The organism is Mycobacterium sp. 852002-40037_SCH5390672 (assembly GCF_001665875.1).
Classification (GTDB): domain Bacteria; phylum Actinomycetota; class Actinomycetes; order Mycobacteriales; family Mycobacteriaceae; genus Mycobacterium.
On the sequence record NZ_LZTA01000122.1, the window covers coordinates 101,319 to 116,281 of the forward strand.

13 protein-coding genes and 1 pseudogene are annotated in these 14,963 nt (G+C 65.2%); 6 read left to right on the forward strand and 8 right to left on the reverse strand.

Annotated features, from left to right (window positions below):
• Positions 1-178: 178 nt before the first annotated feature.
• The 6 genes from A5782_RS22510 to A5782_RS22535 form a co-directional block, all read right to left on the reverse strand.
• The gene (locus tag A5782_RS22510) at positions 179-2,056 is read right to left on the reverse strand and encodes a UvrD-helicase domain-containing protein (protein ID WP_067104295.1); all 1,878 of its coding nucleotides are present in this window, start codon (positions 2,054-2,056) and stop codon (positions 179-181) included.
• A complete protein-coding gene (locus A5782_RS22515; protein ID WP_067104296.1) occupies positions 2,053-4,245 on the reverse strand; it encodes an ATP-dependent endonuclease in 2,193 nt (730 codons plus the stop codon). Before A5782_RS22515 ends, A5782_RS22510 begins: the two co-directional genes overlap by 4 nt.
• Before the next feature lie 600 nt (positions 4,246-4,845).
• Entirely contained in the window at positions 4,846-5,391 is a 546-nt protein-coding gene (locus A5782_RS22520; protein WP_067104297.1) for a TetR/AcrR family transcriptional regulator, read from the reverse strand.
• A 52-nt stretch (positions 5,392-5,443) separates the two neighbouring features.
• On the reverse strand, positions 5,444-6,277 hold the full coding sequence (locus A5782_RS22525; protein WP_067104298.1) for a thioesterase family protein: 834 nt from the start codon (positions 6,275-6,277) through the stop codon (positions 5,444-5,446).
• Between the two features lie 14 nt (positions 6,278-6,291).
• Entirely contained in the window at positions 6,292-7,119 is an 828-nt protein-coding gene (locus tag A5782_RS22530; RefSeq protein WP_067104299.1) for an SMP-30/gluconolactonase/LRE family protein, read from the reverse strand.
• Positions 7,120-7,192: 73 nt separating this feature from the next.
• Complete coding sequence (locus A5782_RS22535; protein WP_067104300.1) at positions 7,193-7,681, reverse strand: polyketide cyclase; 489 nt, start codon at positions 7,679-7,681, stop codon at positions 7,193-7,195.
• A 131-nt stretch (positions 7,682-7,812) separates the two neighbouring features.
• Between A5782_RS22535 and A5782_RS22540 the strand changes: the two genes are divergently transcribed.
• The 3 genes and pseudogenes from A5782_RS22540 (at position 7,813) to A5782_RS22550 (ending at position 10,804) form a co-directional block, all read left to right on the forward strand.
• Positions 7,813-8,697 (forward strand): acyl-CoA thioesterase II, encoded by an 885-nt coding sequence (locus tag A5782_RS22540; protein ID WP_067104301.1) that lies wholly within the window; start codon positions 7,813-7,815, stop codon positions 8,695-8,697.
• A 5-nt stretch (positions 8,698-8,702) separates the two neighbouring features.
• Positions 8,703-9,622: pseudogene (locus A5782_RS22545) on the forward strand (LLM class F420-dependent oxidoreductase).
• Positions 9,623-9,628: 6 nt separating this feature from the next.
• Complete coding sequence (locus A5782_RS22550) at positions 9,629-10,804, forward strand: acyl-CoA dehydrogenase family protein (RefSeq protein WP_067104302.1); 1,176 nt, start codon at positions 9,629-9,631, stop codon at positions 10,802-10,804.
• On the opposite strand, the gene A5782_RS22555 is transcribed toward A5782_RS22550, so the two are convergent.
• Entirely contained in the window at positions 10,788-11,474 is a 687-nt protein-coding gene (locus A5782_RS22555; RefSeq protein WP_067104303.1) for a DUF427 domain-containing protein, read from the reverse strand. The two genes, A5782_RS22550 and A5782_RS22555, sit on opposite strands and share 17 nt — an antisense overlap.
• A gap of 37 nt (positions 11,475-11,511) precedes the next feature.
• Positions 11,512-12,000: a helix-turn-helix domain-containing protein gene (locus A5782_RS22560; protein ID WP_067104304.1), complete on the reverse strand. Its 489-nt coding sequence runs from the start codon at positions 11,998-12,000 to the stop codon at positions 11,512-11,514.
• A 90-nt stretch (positions 12,001-12,090) separates the two neighbouring features.
• Here A5782_RS22560 and A5782_RS22565 point away from each other — a divergent pair, with 90 nt between their 5' ends.
• The 3 genes from A5782_RS22565 to A5782_RS22575 all read left to right on the forward strand — a co-directional run bounded on the left by A5782_RS22565 (position 12,091) and on the right by A5782_RS22575 (position 14,961).
• On the forward strand, positions 12,091-13,011 hold the full coding sequence (locus tag A5782_RS22565; RefSeq protein ID WP_067104305.1) for an NAD(P)H-binding protein: 921 nt from the start codon (positions 12,091-12,093) through the stop codon (positions 13,009-13,011).
• A gap of 57 nt (positions 13,012-13,068) precedes the next feature.
• A complete protein-coding gene (locus A5782_RS22570; RefSeq protein WP_067104306.1) occupies positions 13,069-14,238 on the forward strand; it encodes a CaiB/BaiF CoA-transferase family protein in 1,170 nt (389 codons plus the stop codon).
• A gap of 159 nt (positions 14,239-14,397) precedes the next feature.
• Complete coding sequence (locus A5782_RS22575; RefSeq protein ID WP_067104307.1) at positions 14,398-14,961, forward strand: hypothetical protein; 564 nt, start codon at positions 14,398-14,400, stop codon at positions 14,959-14,961.
• The last annotated feature ends 2 nt before the right edge of the window (positions 14,962-14,963 follow it).

A 14,963-nucleotide genomic window follows, 5' to 3' on the forward strand; every position in this document is an offset into this window, starting at 1 on the left:
TCCGGCAACTCCAGTGTCGATAGTGCAACTCGCACGATCACACGGGAATCCTGTCGAATGCGCTCCTGTGTGTTCTTTGGCCGCCTCCTGCAGCAGCTGCAGAGATGCTTATTTACGCTCGGCCGACCGCCACTCAGCAGGATCGACGAAATCGGGTCATCGCCGGCGTGCATGAGACTCAGCCCAAAAGCACCTCTGGCGTCACGATGTCGACATATGCGCCGATAGGCGCGTTGCGCACCGCATCGACGGCGCTCGCAGCATCGTGTGCAAACAGTACGATCGCCAGCGACTCCTTCGCTCGGGAGATACAGACGTATAACAGACGCCGGGTTCGTTCGATAGCCGAATCCTTGCCCTGAGATTGATTTTCGAGGTCGGTGGCGGAGAGAGGCTTGAGTCCGAACAGCTTGTCGTAGGAGTATTGACTGAATTTGCCCTCGTCGTCGTCGAGGACGACCACAACTCGATCGAATTCCGCGCCTTTAGAGCCATGCTGCGTCGAGTAGGGCGATTCCTGATCGATGTAGGTGTAGTAACCGGTGAGTTCTGAGAGGGTGCACTGGCTCATCACATCGAGCACTGTGCGTGTTTTCTCGTCGAGAACCACGTCGCTGTGCTCACCGTCGGGGTCCAGGTAAACGCTGTAGCGGGGATCGGGTTCGAAAAGTTGTTGCGCCACCGCGAGCCTGAGGAGCTGTCCAAGCGTCACCTGCGCTGGATCGCCAGCGAGGCTTTGCAGTTCGGCTACCGCCGATCGGGCTGTACTGAGCGCGGTCTGAAGCCCACCTGATGTCCGTGCTTCACGAATCGGTGGGCTCTCATTTCGGAGGGCGGCCAGCACGGTCGGGGATCCCGGTCCCGCGGCTAGGCAGAGCGGAAGGATGACGGTGCGAAATGGCGTAAGTGGCCACGCGGTGCCTTCGGTGAATGCCTCCGAGAGGCTGCCGGATCCGTGGTCGTTGAAGGCCGCGTACAGGCCGTCGAAACCGAGACGGCGAGCGGCCATCCGGTGGACAATCATGAGCACTTTCGCGCCGCCGTCACCGGCGGCGCGTGTCCAGGCCCCTGTGTGGCTGCGCTCGTCGAGCCAGCTGCGGACCCGATCGAGGTTTTCGCTGCGCTTGTCGTCGGCGGGCAGGATGAAGCAGTAAGCATGACCTTCGGATTGCTCATCCGGGCGACCGGGAACCTGCTGCAGTGCATCGCCCTCTGCGCGCACGGCATTGACGCAGGCAAGGACGCGTTTCGACGAGCGGAAATTCTCGGGCTTTTTGACTTCGCCCCAGCCCGGCTCGGGGCTGATGGCCCCCACACCCTGCGTATAGATCTGTTGCATCGGGTCGCCGAAGAACCCGAGGCACATCGTCCCGGACGCTAACGACGAGACATGTTTCAAACATTCGACGACTTCAGGAAAGGTGTCCTGGCTCTCGTCGACAAAGATGAATGGAAATTGTCGTAACGTCAGCTGAGCAAGAAGGTTTCGCGTGAGGATCATCTCTGGAACCATTTTGATGATGTCGGTGTGACCGAGAACGCCTCGCGTGTAATCACTTCCGATTCCGTATTGCCAGTGCGAGACGCCTGGGATTGCGCTCTGCTGGTGTCGTCGGCGTTCCAGGTCAGCCGCATCCTTCTCAATGGTCTGCGGGCGCGTGCGAGACGTGTAGTTCGCCTGTTTGTCTTGCAGGGCTGCGATTTCATCGTCGATTCGCTTCGAGACCCAGGCGCCGATGTCATCATGAAACGGCTTTACCAACGCCCACAGAAAGCTATGGATGGTGGAGACAGTGGCCAGCGGATCGTTGTCGAGGTCAGCGTGGATTTCTTGGGCGGCGACTTCGGTGTAGGTGATGCAGGCGACTCGTTGGGTCCGCTGCAGGAGTGTGGGGCCGCGTGTCTTGGTGATGTGCGCCAAGGCCTTGACGAGCGAAGTTGTTTTGCCCGAACCCGCACCGGCCGCGACGGTGAAGCCGGTTAGTTTGTCGAGATCGAGTATCTCTCGGATTCGCCGGTCGGCGGCGGTGTCCGGCGCGTCGATGCGCGAGCTCATTGGTCGGCCGCCGGTGGTTGCGTGTCGCTGTCGATGCCGTCGATGATCGGGAGCTCGAGTTTGGCCCGCAACCATTGCAGCCCGTCGATGATGTAGGCCGGCGCGACCCAGGTGGGTTCCAGTGTGGCGATGACGCTCAGGGCGAAGCGGGTTTTGTCGAAATGCCTCACGCGGCTGTACAGCTTGACGTGCAACTGTGCAATCGGCAGCTGATCAGCATTGGCGATCTTGAGGCCCAGGTCTTTGCCGGCGTCGCTTTGTGTCCACGCGAGGTTCTGCAGCGCGAATGCTTCTTCCAATGTTCGACCGGTCCGTTCCTCGGTCTCGCCCTGCCAGGACACTGATTCCGCAGTCTGATACGCGACTCGCACCAGGCCCGCCGAGCCGTCAGGATTGGGTGGCGATTTGGCGCCCTCATCGGCGTTTAGCAGCTGTGCGATCGTGTTCATCTTGGGAAGCCATTGCCGCAGTGTCTGATTTGATGTAACGGCACCCGGCGTGTCGACCATGCAGGCCGGGCCGTAATCGTCGCTGTCGTCGGTGAGGTCGGCTTGCTCGTCAGGGTCTTGGCCGGCTGCTGCCGGAGAGCAGCTGTCGAGGTCAGTGATCACCAGGGTTGGTAGCCCGAGGAAGTGCGCCAGCTTCTCGAAGCAGTGCGCGAAGGCTCCGCCGACTTCCAATATTGTCAGGTGGCACGAACGCAGGGCAGGCACGAATCGTCGGATTATGGCGGGAAGTAGAAGTCGCTCGACGTTGCCTTCAACCAGGGTGGCCGCATCGGCGAAGAAAAGGTCGCAGTGCGTGAGTTTGATGTACTGCTGGAGGAATTCGCGGGTTGGGATCTCTTCGTTGTCGTAGAAGATCGAGAGATCTTTGACGTCGGTGAGGTGGAGGCCGTGTGGTGCTGATCGGGCAAAGTAGCGGATTGGTGTGAAGTTGCTTTCGTAGATGATGTGGGGTGAGTGCGTGGTGACAACCAGCTGGGTGTGGAAGCCCGATTCAGGTTTTGGCAGGATGTCTAGGATCTTGCGGATGAAGACCTGCTGCAGCTGGGCATGCAGATGCACCTCTGGTTCTTCGATCATCACCAGATGTATTGGCGCGCGGTCTATCTCTTTGTCGGCCCACTCCTGATGGAAGTCGAGGACCTCGATGACCATGTAGATGAGGTTCTTGAAGCCCAGCCCGTTGTACTGATCGGGCAACGTTTCATCGATAGCCGGAAGGCCCTGTTCCACGGGCAGGGCGTAGTGGATCTTGGCGCTCGTGTTGAGGATGCCACGCGCGTCGAAGGATGCCTTGAGGACCAACCCGGGATTGCTAATTCCGGGATAGCCCAGCTCTCCGAGGCGGTCGAGGGTTGGGCTGAAGACCTTGGCGAAATGTGCGTTCAGCTTTGCTTCGGAGTCGGCGATTGTGGCTAGGGCGTCGAAATCGTTTTCCAGTTTTTGGAGGTTGCGGTTGTAGAAGCGGCTCAGCCGTTTCGACAGGTCTTCGCTTCGGCCGCGTGAATCGATGTCAGACAGATGGCGCTGAGCGTCGAGGAAGTCCACCCGGACAATAGAATTCATCACCTTCGCAGCACCGCTGGCCTGAGTGCCCATAGGAAACGGCTGGTAGCCGTCATCGGGCAGGAAGTCGGCGTTGCATCGGTTGGCGTCAAGTTTGAAGTATTTGATTTCGTATTCGTCGGCCAGCCGTCTTCGCATGTAGTCCAACATCGTCTGCGGCCAAGGCTTGTAAGCGCTGTCCTTGATGTCGGCGATTTCCTGCTCGGCTTTCGTTCGGGCCTCGACGTAGTTGGCGACTAGTCGCGACCCGTCGCGCGGCGCGTAGACCATCCGAACCCCGACCGGCTCGCCGGCCCAGTCCAGGTTCGGAAGGATGTCCAGCGCGCGATGGACGTTGTCGCTGTCGACGTCGAACCAGAGGTCGAACGTGATCTGTGGCAATTCGGTGTCGGCATTACCAGTAGCGGGACTGAAGGAACTGAATTGATCCCAGCAATCGGCGGAGAAGTCGTAGATTTGAAAAGGGGAGTGCTGACAGAGGAACATGTGGAACAGATGGGTCGCCGACGTCTTACCGCTGTTGTTCGCGCCGACGAAAATCGTTTGCCGCGGGTCAAGGTGGATTAGAACATCCTTGAGCCGTCGAAAATTCTGGACACGGAAGCATTTGATTCGCACGCAACGTCTCCTCGATGTGGCTCAGACCGCGCGGGTTCGTGCATTGCAGGCGCTGGTATATCTGACCGGTATGGACCGAATCCTATTGCACGCTCGCAGGAATCAACCAAGGTTGATCCTGGCGCTGGGATTGGCAGAGGTGACGTACCGTCAGTCGACCTGGCAGCAGAGCCCACGGATTGAGCGAAGATTAACTGGTCCACGTGGCGCGCCAGGTTCGCCGCACCAGCGCCCCGATTGGCGGCTCGTGAAAATCCCCCAAGAGCTTGGCCCGCGCGGACTCAGAACAGGCGGGGTTCTTGTCCAGGCGACTCGCGGGTATGCGAGGTCGGCGATCGCGCCCAACTCGGATGCGCTCGATCGCTTCGTCGACGTCAAGCTCTCTGAAGCTGGTGCGGGTAGCAGCGATGACGACCGGACCGGTTCGATCGGCGAGAAGTTCTATCCCAAGCCAGCACGGGTCGTCGGGTGTGCGGGATTGCGGGATTAGCAATCTTATCCGTCGAGTTCAGCCGAGTTGACAAGCGCAGCGAGTAATCAGTATCGAGATCGACAACTCGGTTACCGGCGGACGTTTGGTCGCCGCCAACACTGAGCGAGTCAGCTGGCCTTGATTCCCACCGCGTGCCGCAACTGCGCCAGGAACTGATCGGCGTCGTCGCTTCGCACGATGTAGTGCGAAATCGCAATCCGGATCACCGTCGCCGCCTTCACCGCCGCGTTGGGCCCGGGCATGTGCCGCTGCAGGCCTTCGCGCATCTGCGGGATGACCCAGGAGAACTGGGCGATGGTGTGCTCGGGCTCGACGTCGACCATGCGAACACCGGAGTACGAATGCTGGTACTCCACGATGAACCGCAGCACGGCGTCGAGCTTGTCCACGCCCTTCAGGCCGGCGGTGGCCTTCACCAGACCACTTTCGAAGATCTGGCGCTCATAGCTCGAAAACGCCGACAGCAGCTCCTCTTTGGACGCGAACCAGCGATACAGCGTCGGGCGGGAGACCCCGGCCTGGGTGGCGACGTCGGAGAGGCTGAGCTTGGTCTTGCCGTTGCGGCCGAGCACCTCGGCGGTGGCCGCCAGAATGCGCTGACGGGTCGAGGTGTCCGTTTCGGCGATCGTCGTCGCCCGGGCCGGCTGGCTCATGATTCAAACTTTTCGAAGTATCGCCGAGGTGTCATGGTCATTCGCTCTCACGTTAGGCCCGAGGCGGGCGCCGGCGCACCAGCACCGACTGCTGGATGGCGCCGACAGCGCCCTGCTCGTCGAACAAGGTGCCGATGGTCGTCCCGATGCCGTCCGGCCCGTAGCTGGTTTCCGCCCGGATGCCGATCCAGTCACCGTCGGGAACACGAAAGACATGCACCGCCAGATCGGTGTTGAGGAACGTCCATTTGGTGATGTCGAGCTTGCTGCCGATGCCATTGGCGCAGTCGGCCACCGCGAACAGCCGTTCCAGCTGCGTCATGGGCTCGCCGTTGACCAGGTCGACGGTCGGGTTGATCCAGGATTCGCCGGGGCCCTCACTCAGCGGCTCGGTCAGCCATAGCCACTCGAGGCTGTGCACGTAATTGCGGTCCCAGTCCCGTGCTTTCAGGTTGCGGTTGAAGGCCTCGGCCCGCGGCCGGGGCAGTGGGGCCGCGGCGTGCGCCAGGGGCTCCGTGTCCTGGTGCTGCAACCGCCATCCGCTGGCGCGCGCCACCGGCCGCGGTGCGCCGTCGGGGCCGGGGGCCAGCATCTCGGCGCTGAGCAGTTCGATCTGCTTGCCGGGGCGTTGCACCTGCGCGCGCACCCACAGATCGCCCTCGGACGGCACCCCGCCCAGCAGGTCGATGACGACGCGGGACAGGCGCGTGTCGTCGCGCTGCTCGCACCGCTCGAGCGCCCGGACCAGCAGGGCGGACACCGGGCCACCGTGCTGGATCGCCGCCGACCAGGTGCCGCGCGCCAGATCGGTCGCCCGGAACTTCTCGCCCAGGACGCCGGCGTCTCCGCCGGTCGGGTCGATCAGCTCGTAATAGGCGTCGGTCATCGTCAACCTCTCGGTCAGGGCAGGCCGGCGCCGGGAGTGGTCACCGTGACGGCATCCAGCCGGGAAAGCCGGGTGCCGACCAGGCGCTGAGGATAGGCCTCCGTGCTCGACAACAGAAACAGGGTGCGGCGCTGCGGGCCGCCGAGGGCGCAGGCGATGGCGACCCGCTCGCCCATGTCGATGCGGTCGGTCACGTGGCCGCCCGCCACGATCCGCTCGAACTGGTGGGCCAGCGTCATGGACGCCCACACGCCACCTTCGGCGTCCAGCGCGATGCCGTCGGGCGGCCCGTCCAGGCCGTCGGCGAAAATTCGGCGATCGGACAGTGCGCCGTCGGTGGCGATGGAAAACGCCGTCAGCCGCCGGCCCGTCGATTCGGCGACGATCAGCGTCCCGCGGTCCGGGGTGATCGCCATGCCGTTGGGGAAGTCGAGGTCTGTCGCCACGATAGTGGCGTTGGTAACGCCGTCGTCGGGGTCGAGACGAATGATGACGCCGCCGCGCAACGCCTGGCACCCGATGTAGGCGCGGCCCGCGTCGTCGATGACCATGTCGCCGAGGCTGGCCGGCGCCAGCTCGGCGAGATCAGCGATGGGGGCGACGGTTTCGCCGTCATAGCGCAGCACCTGCCGGTCCTCGGTCGAGACGATCAGCAGCGACCCGTCGGGCCGGAAGCCCAGCCCGGATGGCGAGTGCCCGGGCAACGGGAGCGTGGTCAGCGATCCACCCATGGTTGCGGTGTGCACCGCCTCGCCCAGCATGTCGGAGAACCACAGCAGGCCCTCGAACCAGCGCGGGCCCTCGCCGAAGCAGAATCCGTTGGCCAGCGGCTCGGGAATCATCCGTCCCTGCCTTCGGCGAACCGGTCCGCTTTACAAAACACCGAAAAAGTGTCATGCACCGCGGGTACCGGTGTCAATCTGCCGATCGGGCGAGCTCCCGCGCCACGGCCTCGTGGTACGCGTCGATCTTCGCAGGATTGGCCTGGACGAAGAGCTGATCGGGCAGCGGCGCGTGCTTGTACGCCTCGATCGTCATGGTCCGGGAGAACAGCGTGATGTCCTGCCCGGGCCTGGTGAAGCGGTAGGAGACGGTGATGCGGCCCTCCATTCCGCTCTTTAGACCGGTGGGATCGTCGCGGTCATGGCCCAGGCGGCCGATCGAGGTGAACACGAACAGCGACGGGCGCACCGCCGCGGCCAGCTGCCAGCTGAAGACGCGGTCGCCGTCCGGGCCGGCTTCCTCCCAGGTGTCACCGACCTTCATGGGCAGCTCCGGCAATTCGCCGATGTGCGCGCTGCCGGGGTAGGTCTTGGTCCAGTTCTGCGGATTGGTGACGAAGTCGTACACCGTCTCGGCCGACTGCGTGAACGCGGTCTCCGAAGTGGTGGTCACGATACCCAATTCTGTTGCCTCCCTAGGTGTTCGGTCGTCACATCGATCGGCTGGGCCACCGTCTTGTTAGCCAAGCTTTACAAATCCTACTCAAAGTGTCACGCTGAGCGCTGAGCTGCGAGCGCGAGAGGTGGACTGGATTGACCACGGAATCTGAGCAGACCGAGTGGACCGTGCAGGGCCTGCTGGATCTGTTTGACGTGCAGGCCGCCGACGGGGACGACCGGTTCACCGGTGACACCGGCATTGCCATGGGTGACGAACGCCAAGTGGTGGAAGGCACCCAGGTGCTCGCGCAGGCGATTGTCGCGGTGGCGAAGCGTTTTCCCGACAAGTCGGTGCGCTCGGCGCACGCGGTCTTCTCGCGCGCGGTCACCGTCGGCGCGCCCATCGAACTCGTTCTCGACGTCGTGGCCGAAGGCCGCTCCACCGCCACCGCCGTCGTCGCCGTGCATCAGAACGGCCGGCGCTGCCTGAGCATCACCGTGCTGGCCGACGTCCCGACCGCCGACGTCATCCGTCACCATCTTCCGCGCCCCGATGTCGCCGCCCCGGCCGATGCGCACCACTCGGCGATGCCGATGAAAGGTCGCGAGCTGCGCCTCGTCGACGTCGTCGACGTCAACAGCCCCGACGAGGTCGGGCCGCCGGAGCTCTACGCGTGGCTGCGCTACGACCCGATCCCGACCCGCGACGAATTGGCCAAGGCGCTGCTGGCGTACTTCACCGGCCATCTCGGAATTTCCACCACGATGCGCCCGCATGAGGGCATCGGCACCGCCCAGGCGCACTTGACCGTGTCCACCGCACCGATGAGCATCTCGGTTGCGTTCCACGAGCCGGTGGACTGGACGGGGTGGTTGCTCTACACCCACGAGAGCACCCAGGTGGGTGCGGGGATGTCGTATGTGCGCGGCACCGTGCACTCGGAAGAGGGCGAGCTGCTGGCCTCCTTCGCCCAGGAGGCGCTGATCCGTCCGCTGCGCACCAGCGACACGACGATCGACTCCCGCGCGCGGTTCTAACGGCCATGCGGTTCACCATCACCCACCCGATGCACAGTCATCCCTACAACCGGGAGCTGGTGAGCGGGGACGGTATCGGCAAGGTGGCCGCCGCGACGGAAGCGGCCGGGATCCACGGCTTTGGCTTCACCGACCACCCGGCACCCTCGCAGCGGTGGCTTGAGGCCGGCGGGCACGATGCGTTAGATCCTTTCGTCGCACTGGGTTTCGCCGCCGCCACGACGTCCACGCTGCGGCTGATCCCCAACATCGTGGTGCTGCCGTATCGAAACCCGTTCGTGGTGGCCAAGTCCGGTGCCACCCTGGACCTGCTGTCGGGTGGGCGATTCACCCTCGCGGTGGGCGTGGGTTACCTCAAGCGCGAGTTCGCGGCGCTGGGGGTCAGCTATGACGAGCGCGCCGAGCTGTTCGAGGAATCCCTACAGGTGATTCGGGCCATCTGGGCCGGCGATGACATTTCCTTTGAGGGCAAGCATTTCAGCGCGCGCGGCATCACCGCGCATCCCCGCCCGGTCAGTGATCCGCATCCGCCGATCTGGATCGGCGGCAATACGTCGTCGTCGCGGCGGCGGGTGGCGCAGTACGGCGACGGCTGGTGCCCGTTCCCCGCCCCGCCGCAACTGGCCCAGACGGCCGGCACGGCCGTCATCGACTCCGTGCGCGCGCTCGCTGACGGCATCGACGATCTGCGGCGCAGATGCGATGCGGCGGGCCGGGATTGGTCGACCATCGACATCACCTTCACCAACTTCGAGGGCGGCAGCCCCGCGAATGACGACTTCAACGCCGACGCTTACCTCCAGGGTCTGGACACGCTGGCGAAGCTCGGTGTGACGTGTTCGGCATCCACCTGCCCGGCAACAGCATGGCGCATGCGCTCGAGACTCTCGACCGGTTCCGCACCCTGGTCATCGACGCGGCCTAACGGGACATGGACTTCTCACGGGTCGAACTTTCGGCCGACGACGCCGCCTTCGAGGAACGCACCCGGGCGTTCATCGCCGAACACGTCACCGACGAGGTACTTCGCCGCGACCGCGAGACCGGCGAAAACTTCGACGAGGAAGTGCATTTGGCGCTGGGCGAGGCGGGATATCTGGCGTCGGACTGGAAGCTGGAGACCGAGGGCGGGTTCAGCCCGGTTCAACGCCGGATCTTCGAGCTCGAGATCGGCCGCGCCCACACGCCCTGGTATCACTGGGGCACCACGTCGGTGGTGGCGCGGCTGGTGCGGCAGTTCGGTGCACCGCAACTAAGCGACCGGGTGTTGCCGGGGGTGCTGTCCGGGGAGACCCGGCTCTGCCTGGGCTACACCGAACCCGAGGGCGGTTCGGACGTCGCCACCTGCAAGACCCGTGCGGTGCGTGACGGTGACGCGTGGATCATCAACGGCGCCAAGATGTTCACCTCGAACGCGCAGAACGCCACGTATGTCTTCCTGCTCACCAACACCGATCCGCAAGGCCCGAAACACAAGAACCTCACCATGTTTCTGGTGCCGCTGGATTCCCCGGGAGTCGAGATCCAGGGCATCCGCACCGTCGACGGCGACCGCACCAACATCGTCTACTACAGCGACGTTCGCGTCGACGACCTCTACCGCATCGGCGAGGTCAACGGCGGCTGGACGGTGATGCGTTCGGCGCTGGATTCCGAGCACGGCATCGTCGATCGAGAAGATCACGGCCTGCAGAACGTCGCGACCATGTCCGGCCACGGCGTGTTGATGGCCGAGGCGGTGGACGCGGTCGCGGCGGTGGTGGCGCGGCCCGGTCCGGACGGACAGCGCCGCGTGGACGACGAGTCGGTGAAATACCGGCTCGGGCGCGCGGCCGCCCGGATGGAGGCGGCGTTGCACACCCCCGGCATGTACGGCCGCGTGGCCATCGCCCAGACCATGCGCGACATCTCCCCGGACCTGATGGATGTCATGGGGACCGCCGCGGCGCTGCCCACCGACACCGAAGGCTCCGCGGCCGACGGCGCAGTGGAGTACCTGTTCCGGCTGGCCGTACCGACCGGAATCTACGGCGGCACCCTGGAGGTGTTCCGCAACATGATCGCCCAGCACGAGCTGGGCCTCGGGCGTCCTAGCTACGGCCGCTGACCGGCAGCTCGGCCGTCACCTCGACGCGGGTGTCGTCGAAACTGAGGAATCCCTTGATGGGCAGGCTTTCCGGCGGCGGGCCGGGGTAGCTCCAGGCGACGTCCTCGACGACATGCTCACCCGAGACGAACGACCAATACGTCGCAAAGCCCTTGTAATTGCAATAACTCGACGTCTCGGAACGCCGCAGCAGATCGGTGCGCACATGTGCCGGATCGACATACAGCCGCGGGGCGAGCGCGGTCTCGAAGACGATCACCGTGTCGTCGGTGTCCACCAACGTGGTACCGGCGACGCGGACGCGCAGGCGGCGTTGGGTCGGACGGCAATCGACACGGTGATAGGGATTCGGCGGGTAATGCACGAGCTCGCGCCCCTCTTCCAGCCAGGTGTCGACCGCGTCCCAGGGCACCCGGACGAAACCCGGCGCCTCGGGTTCCGGCTCGTTCGGTAGGTCGTCGACCTCGTCGGCCGCGAACACGTAGCTCAGCGGCCGGCCCCGGCGGTGCACCATCAGCGCCCGCTCGGTGTCGATCACCACGCGCCCGTCCTTGACGGCCTGCACGCGCCGGGGATGCGGTTCGACGTAAACGACGTCGTTGGGTATCGCGGGCGAGAAGCGCCCCGCGGGATCACTGCTGAGCGGACCCCGCCCGGCCACCAGCGTCATGCGTTTCCTCCCGGCTCCTAGGCCCCGAACTACCCAATCATGTGCGTCGCCGGGACGCGGCACCACGTTGGATCCGGATGTCGGACGATCTCTTGACCGGTGTGCCGGCATCGGTGGTCACACGCACCCCGACGGCGCGGCCCGTGTCGGCGTCGACGAACGACAGGGGGGCGGGGCGGTCCTGCAGATAGGCGTCTCCCCACTGCACCAGCGACATGAACACCGGCAGAAAATCCTCCCCGGCCTCGGTCAGCCGGTACTCGTCGCGGGCGCGCTTCCCCGGCTCCTGGTAGGGGACGCGGGCGACGATACCCGCCGCCTCGAGCTGCTTGAGCGCCCGTGACACCGCCGGTGCCGACGTCGCGATGCGCTCCACAAAATCCTCGAAACGTGTTGTACCAAAAAACAATTCGCGGACCACCTGAAAGGCGGTCTTGGTGCTCAGCAGCTCCAGGACCTTGGACATCGAACAGCCTTCGCCGATCGACCAGAGCTGGCGGTCCTGCAGCCGGTTCTCGAACTCCATCGCTCTCCCTTTGGATAACGCTTGCGTTATTCAGCCTACTCCACTTAGTATCTTACTAACGCAATCGTTACTCAGCAAGGGAGTCGGGAAATGTCATCGGATCAGCTGTTTCTCATCACCGGGGCCACCGGCAACACCGGCGCGCCCACCGTCGAAATGTTGCTCGACGCCGGGCACGCGGTGCGCGCGTTCGTGCACCGCCGCGACCAGCGCTCCGACGCGCTCGCCGGCCTCGGCGCCGAGATCGTCGTGGGCGATCTGCTCGACTTCCATGCGGTGAGCGCGGCGATGTCCGGCGTGCGCGCCGCCTACTTCTGCTACCCGATCGCCCCGGGTAGCCTGCTGCCCGCCACCGCCATCTTCGCCCAGGCCGCCAGCGAGGCCGGCGTGCGGGCGGTGGTCAACATGTCCCAGATCTCCGCGCGGCGCGAGGCGAAAAGCAATGCCGCGCAGCAGCATTGGATCGCCGAGCGACTGCTGGACCGATTCGCCTTCGGTACCACACACCTGCGCCCGACCTTCTTCGCCGAGTGGCTCAAATGGCAATGGGCACGCAACGGCGATGAGGGTGTGCTGCGGCTGCCGTTCGGCAACGGGCGCCACGCTCCCATCGCCGGGCGCGACCAGGCCGGCGTCATCGCCGCCATCCTGCAAAACCCGGCCCCCCACGACCGCCAAATCTATCCGCTGGTGGGTGCCGAAGAACTCGACCACCAACGCATCGCCGAACAGATGTCGGACGCGCTCGGCATCGGAGTCCGCTACGAGCCGATCGGCATCCCCACCTTCGCCGCGGCGCTGAGGGAGCAGGGCAGGCCGGAGTTCTTCGTCCAGCACATCAGCAGCGTCGCCCAGGACTACCAGGACGGCATTTTCGCGGGCGAGAACAACCTCGTGGAGGTGATCAGCGGGCACAAGCCCATGACCGTCGGCGAGTACGTCGACGCCAACCGCGCCGCCTTCGAGCGCGACGGCACCTTCGCGGTGCGCGACGACCAGATGGCGAGCTGACCGCGGAAACGGGGGGATGCGTGCGCCCCAGGGCGCCGACAGGGTAGGAACTTACCCATGGCGGGACCGGTGGCAGGCGTCAAAGTCGTCGAACTCGGGGTCTGGGTGGCCGGACCGGCCGCCGGCGGCATCCTGGCGGACTGGGGCGCCGACGTGATCAAGATCGAACCGCCGACCGGTGATCCGGCGCGCTTGTTCGGCCGGATGCTGGGCTGCGACATGGGCCTCAACCCGCCGTTCGAGATGGACAACCGGTCCAAACGCAGCGTCGTACTTGACCTCGGCACCGACGCGGGCCGCGACACCGCCTTCGAATTGCTCGCCGACGCAGACGTTTTCCTGACCAACGTGCGACCCGGCGCGCTGCAACGTCTCGGCCTGGACTTCGAGTCGGTGTCGGCCGCCAATCCTCGTCTGGTCTATGGGCTCATCACCGGGTACGGCGAAAGCGGTCCCGACGCCGACCGCGCCGCCTTCGACGTGGCCGCGTTCTGGTCCCGGGCCGGCGTGGCCCACCTGCTCACCCGGCCCGGCGACACGCCTCCGTTTCAGCGCGGCGGCATGGGCGACCACTCCGCCGGTATGACGCTGGCCGCGGCCGTGTGCGCGGCACTGCTCGCGCGCGAACGCACCGGGACGGGCCAACTGGTCACCACCTCCCTCTACCGGCAGGGCGCCTACACGGTGAGCTTCGATCTGAACACCTATCTGATGAGTGGGCAACCGATCGCGATCGGCCAGCGCGAAACGATGGGCAACCCGTGCATGAACAACTACACCGCCGAAGACGGGCGGCGGTTCTGGATCGTCGGCCTAGAGCCCGATCGGCATTGGCCGGCGCTGTGCCGTGCGGTGGGCCGGCCCGACTGGCGCGACGACCCCCGGTTCGCCGACGCCCGTGCCCGCGCCGCCAACTCGGCCGCGCTGATCGCCGCGCTGGATGAAATCTTCGCGACGCGGCCCCTCGACGAGTGGGCACAGGTTTTCGCCGGCGAACCGGATTTCTTCTGGTCACCGGTCAACACCCTGGAGGATGTCGTGGCTGACGAGCAGTTCCACGCCGCGGGCGGAATCGTCGACGTCCCCGACGGTGAAGCCGCCGTGCCCATGGTGGCCACACCGGCGGATTTCCATGGAACCCCGTGGGCACCACGTTCTGCGGCACCGGAACTCGGCCAGCACACCGCGGAAGTCCTGGCCGACCTGAAGGCCCGGCGCGGTTCCTGACGGGCCGGCGGGACCTTTACAAATTTCACCAGAAGTGTCACGCTGTCCGGTGAGTCGCGTCGCCCTGCGCGCGAAGCGGCTCCAGCCTTTTGAGAAAGCCCATGACAAGCGTGAGACCCGCCGGCGAACCGCTGGCGGGTGGTGGTGAGGAATGGATCGATGGTCGCTCCGACGTTCGACATCAGCAAGAGCAGCGCTGCGAAAGCAACTCGCGCAAACGGCGAGGGTCTGCGTTATCGACTCGACGTGGTCGCGGGCGGCGCCGTCGACGTCGTGCAATCGGCCGGCGGCTGGCTCTACGACCGCGCCATGGCCGGTTGGGAGGTAACCGTGCTGCTCCCGCGGGGCTGCGACACCCGGTCGCTGCGGATCCTGGGGGTGCGGGCCGCAGATCTCGAGCCGGAACTCGCCGGGCTGGGGGCGGGTTCGACGAGCCTGGCCGTCAGCGCCGAGGCGTTCACCGCCGACGCCCGGGTGCGTGAGGCCGTGCTCGCGTCGCTGGACAACCGCCTGACCGAGGTCGCCTTGTGGGGCGAGGGGTGGCCACTGGGCGTGCATCGCGCAACAACCCGAGCCCAGCATCTGCTCAGCGGAGCGGCCCGCATGTTCAAGGGCTATGCGCTTGCGGCGGCGGGCATTCCGGACACGACGGTCGGTGCCACCGAGTCGCTGCTCTGTGACGTGGGTTCGGGGAGCGACTCAGAGCTGATCCGGCTCGACTAGCC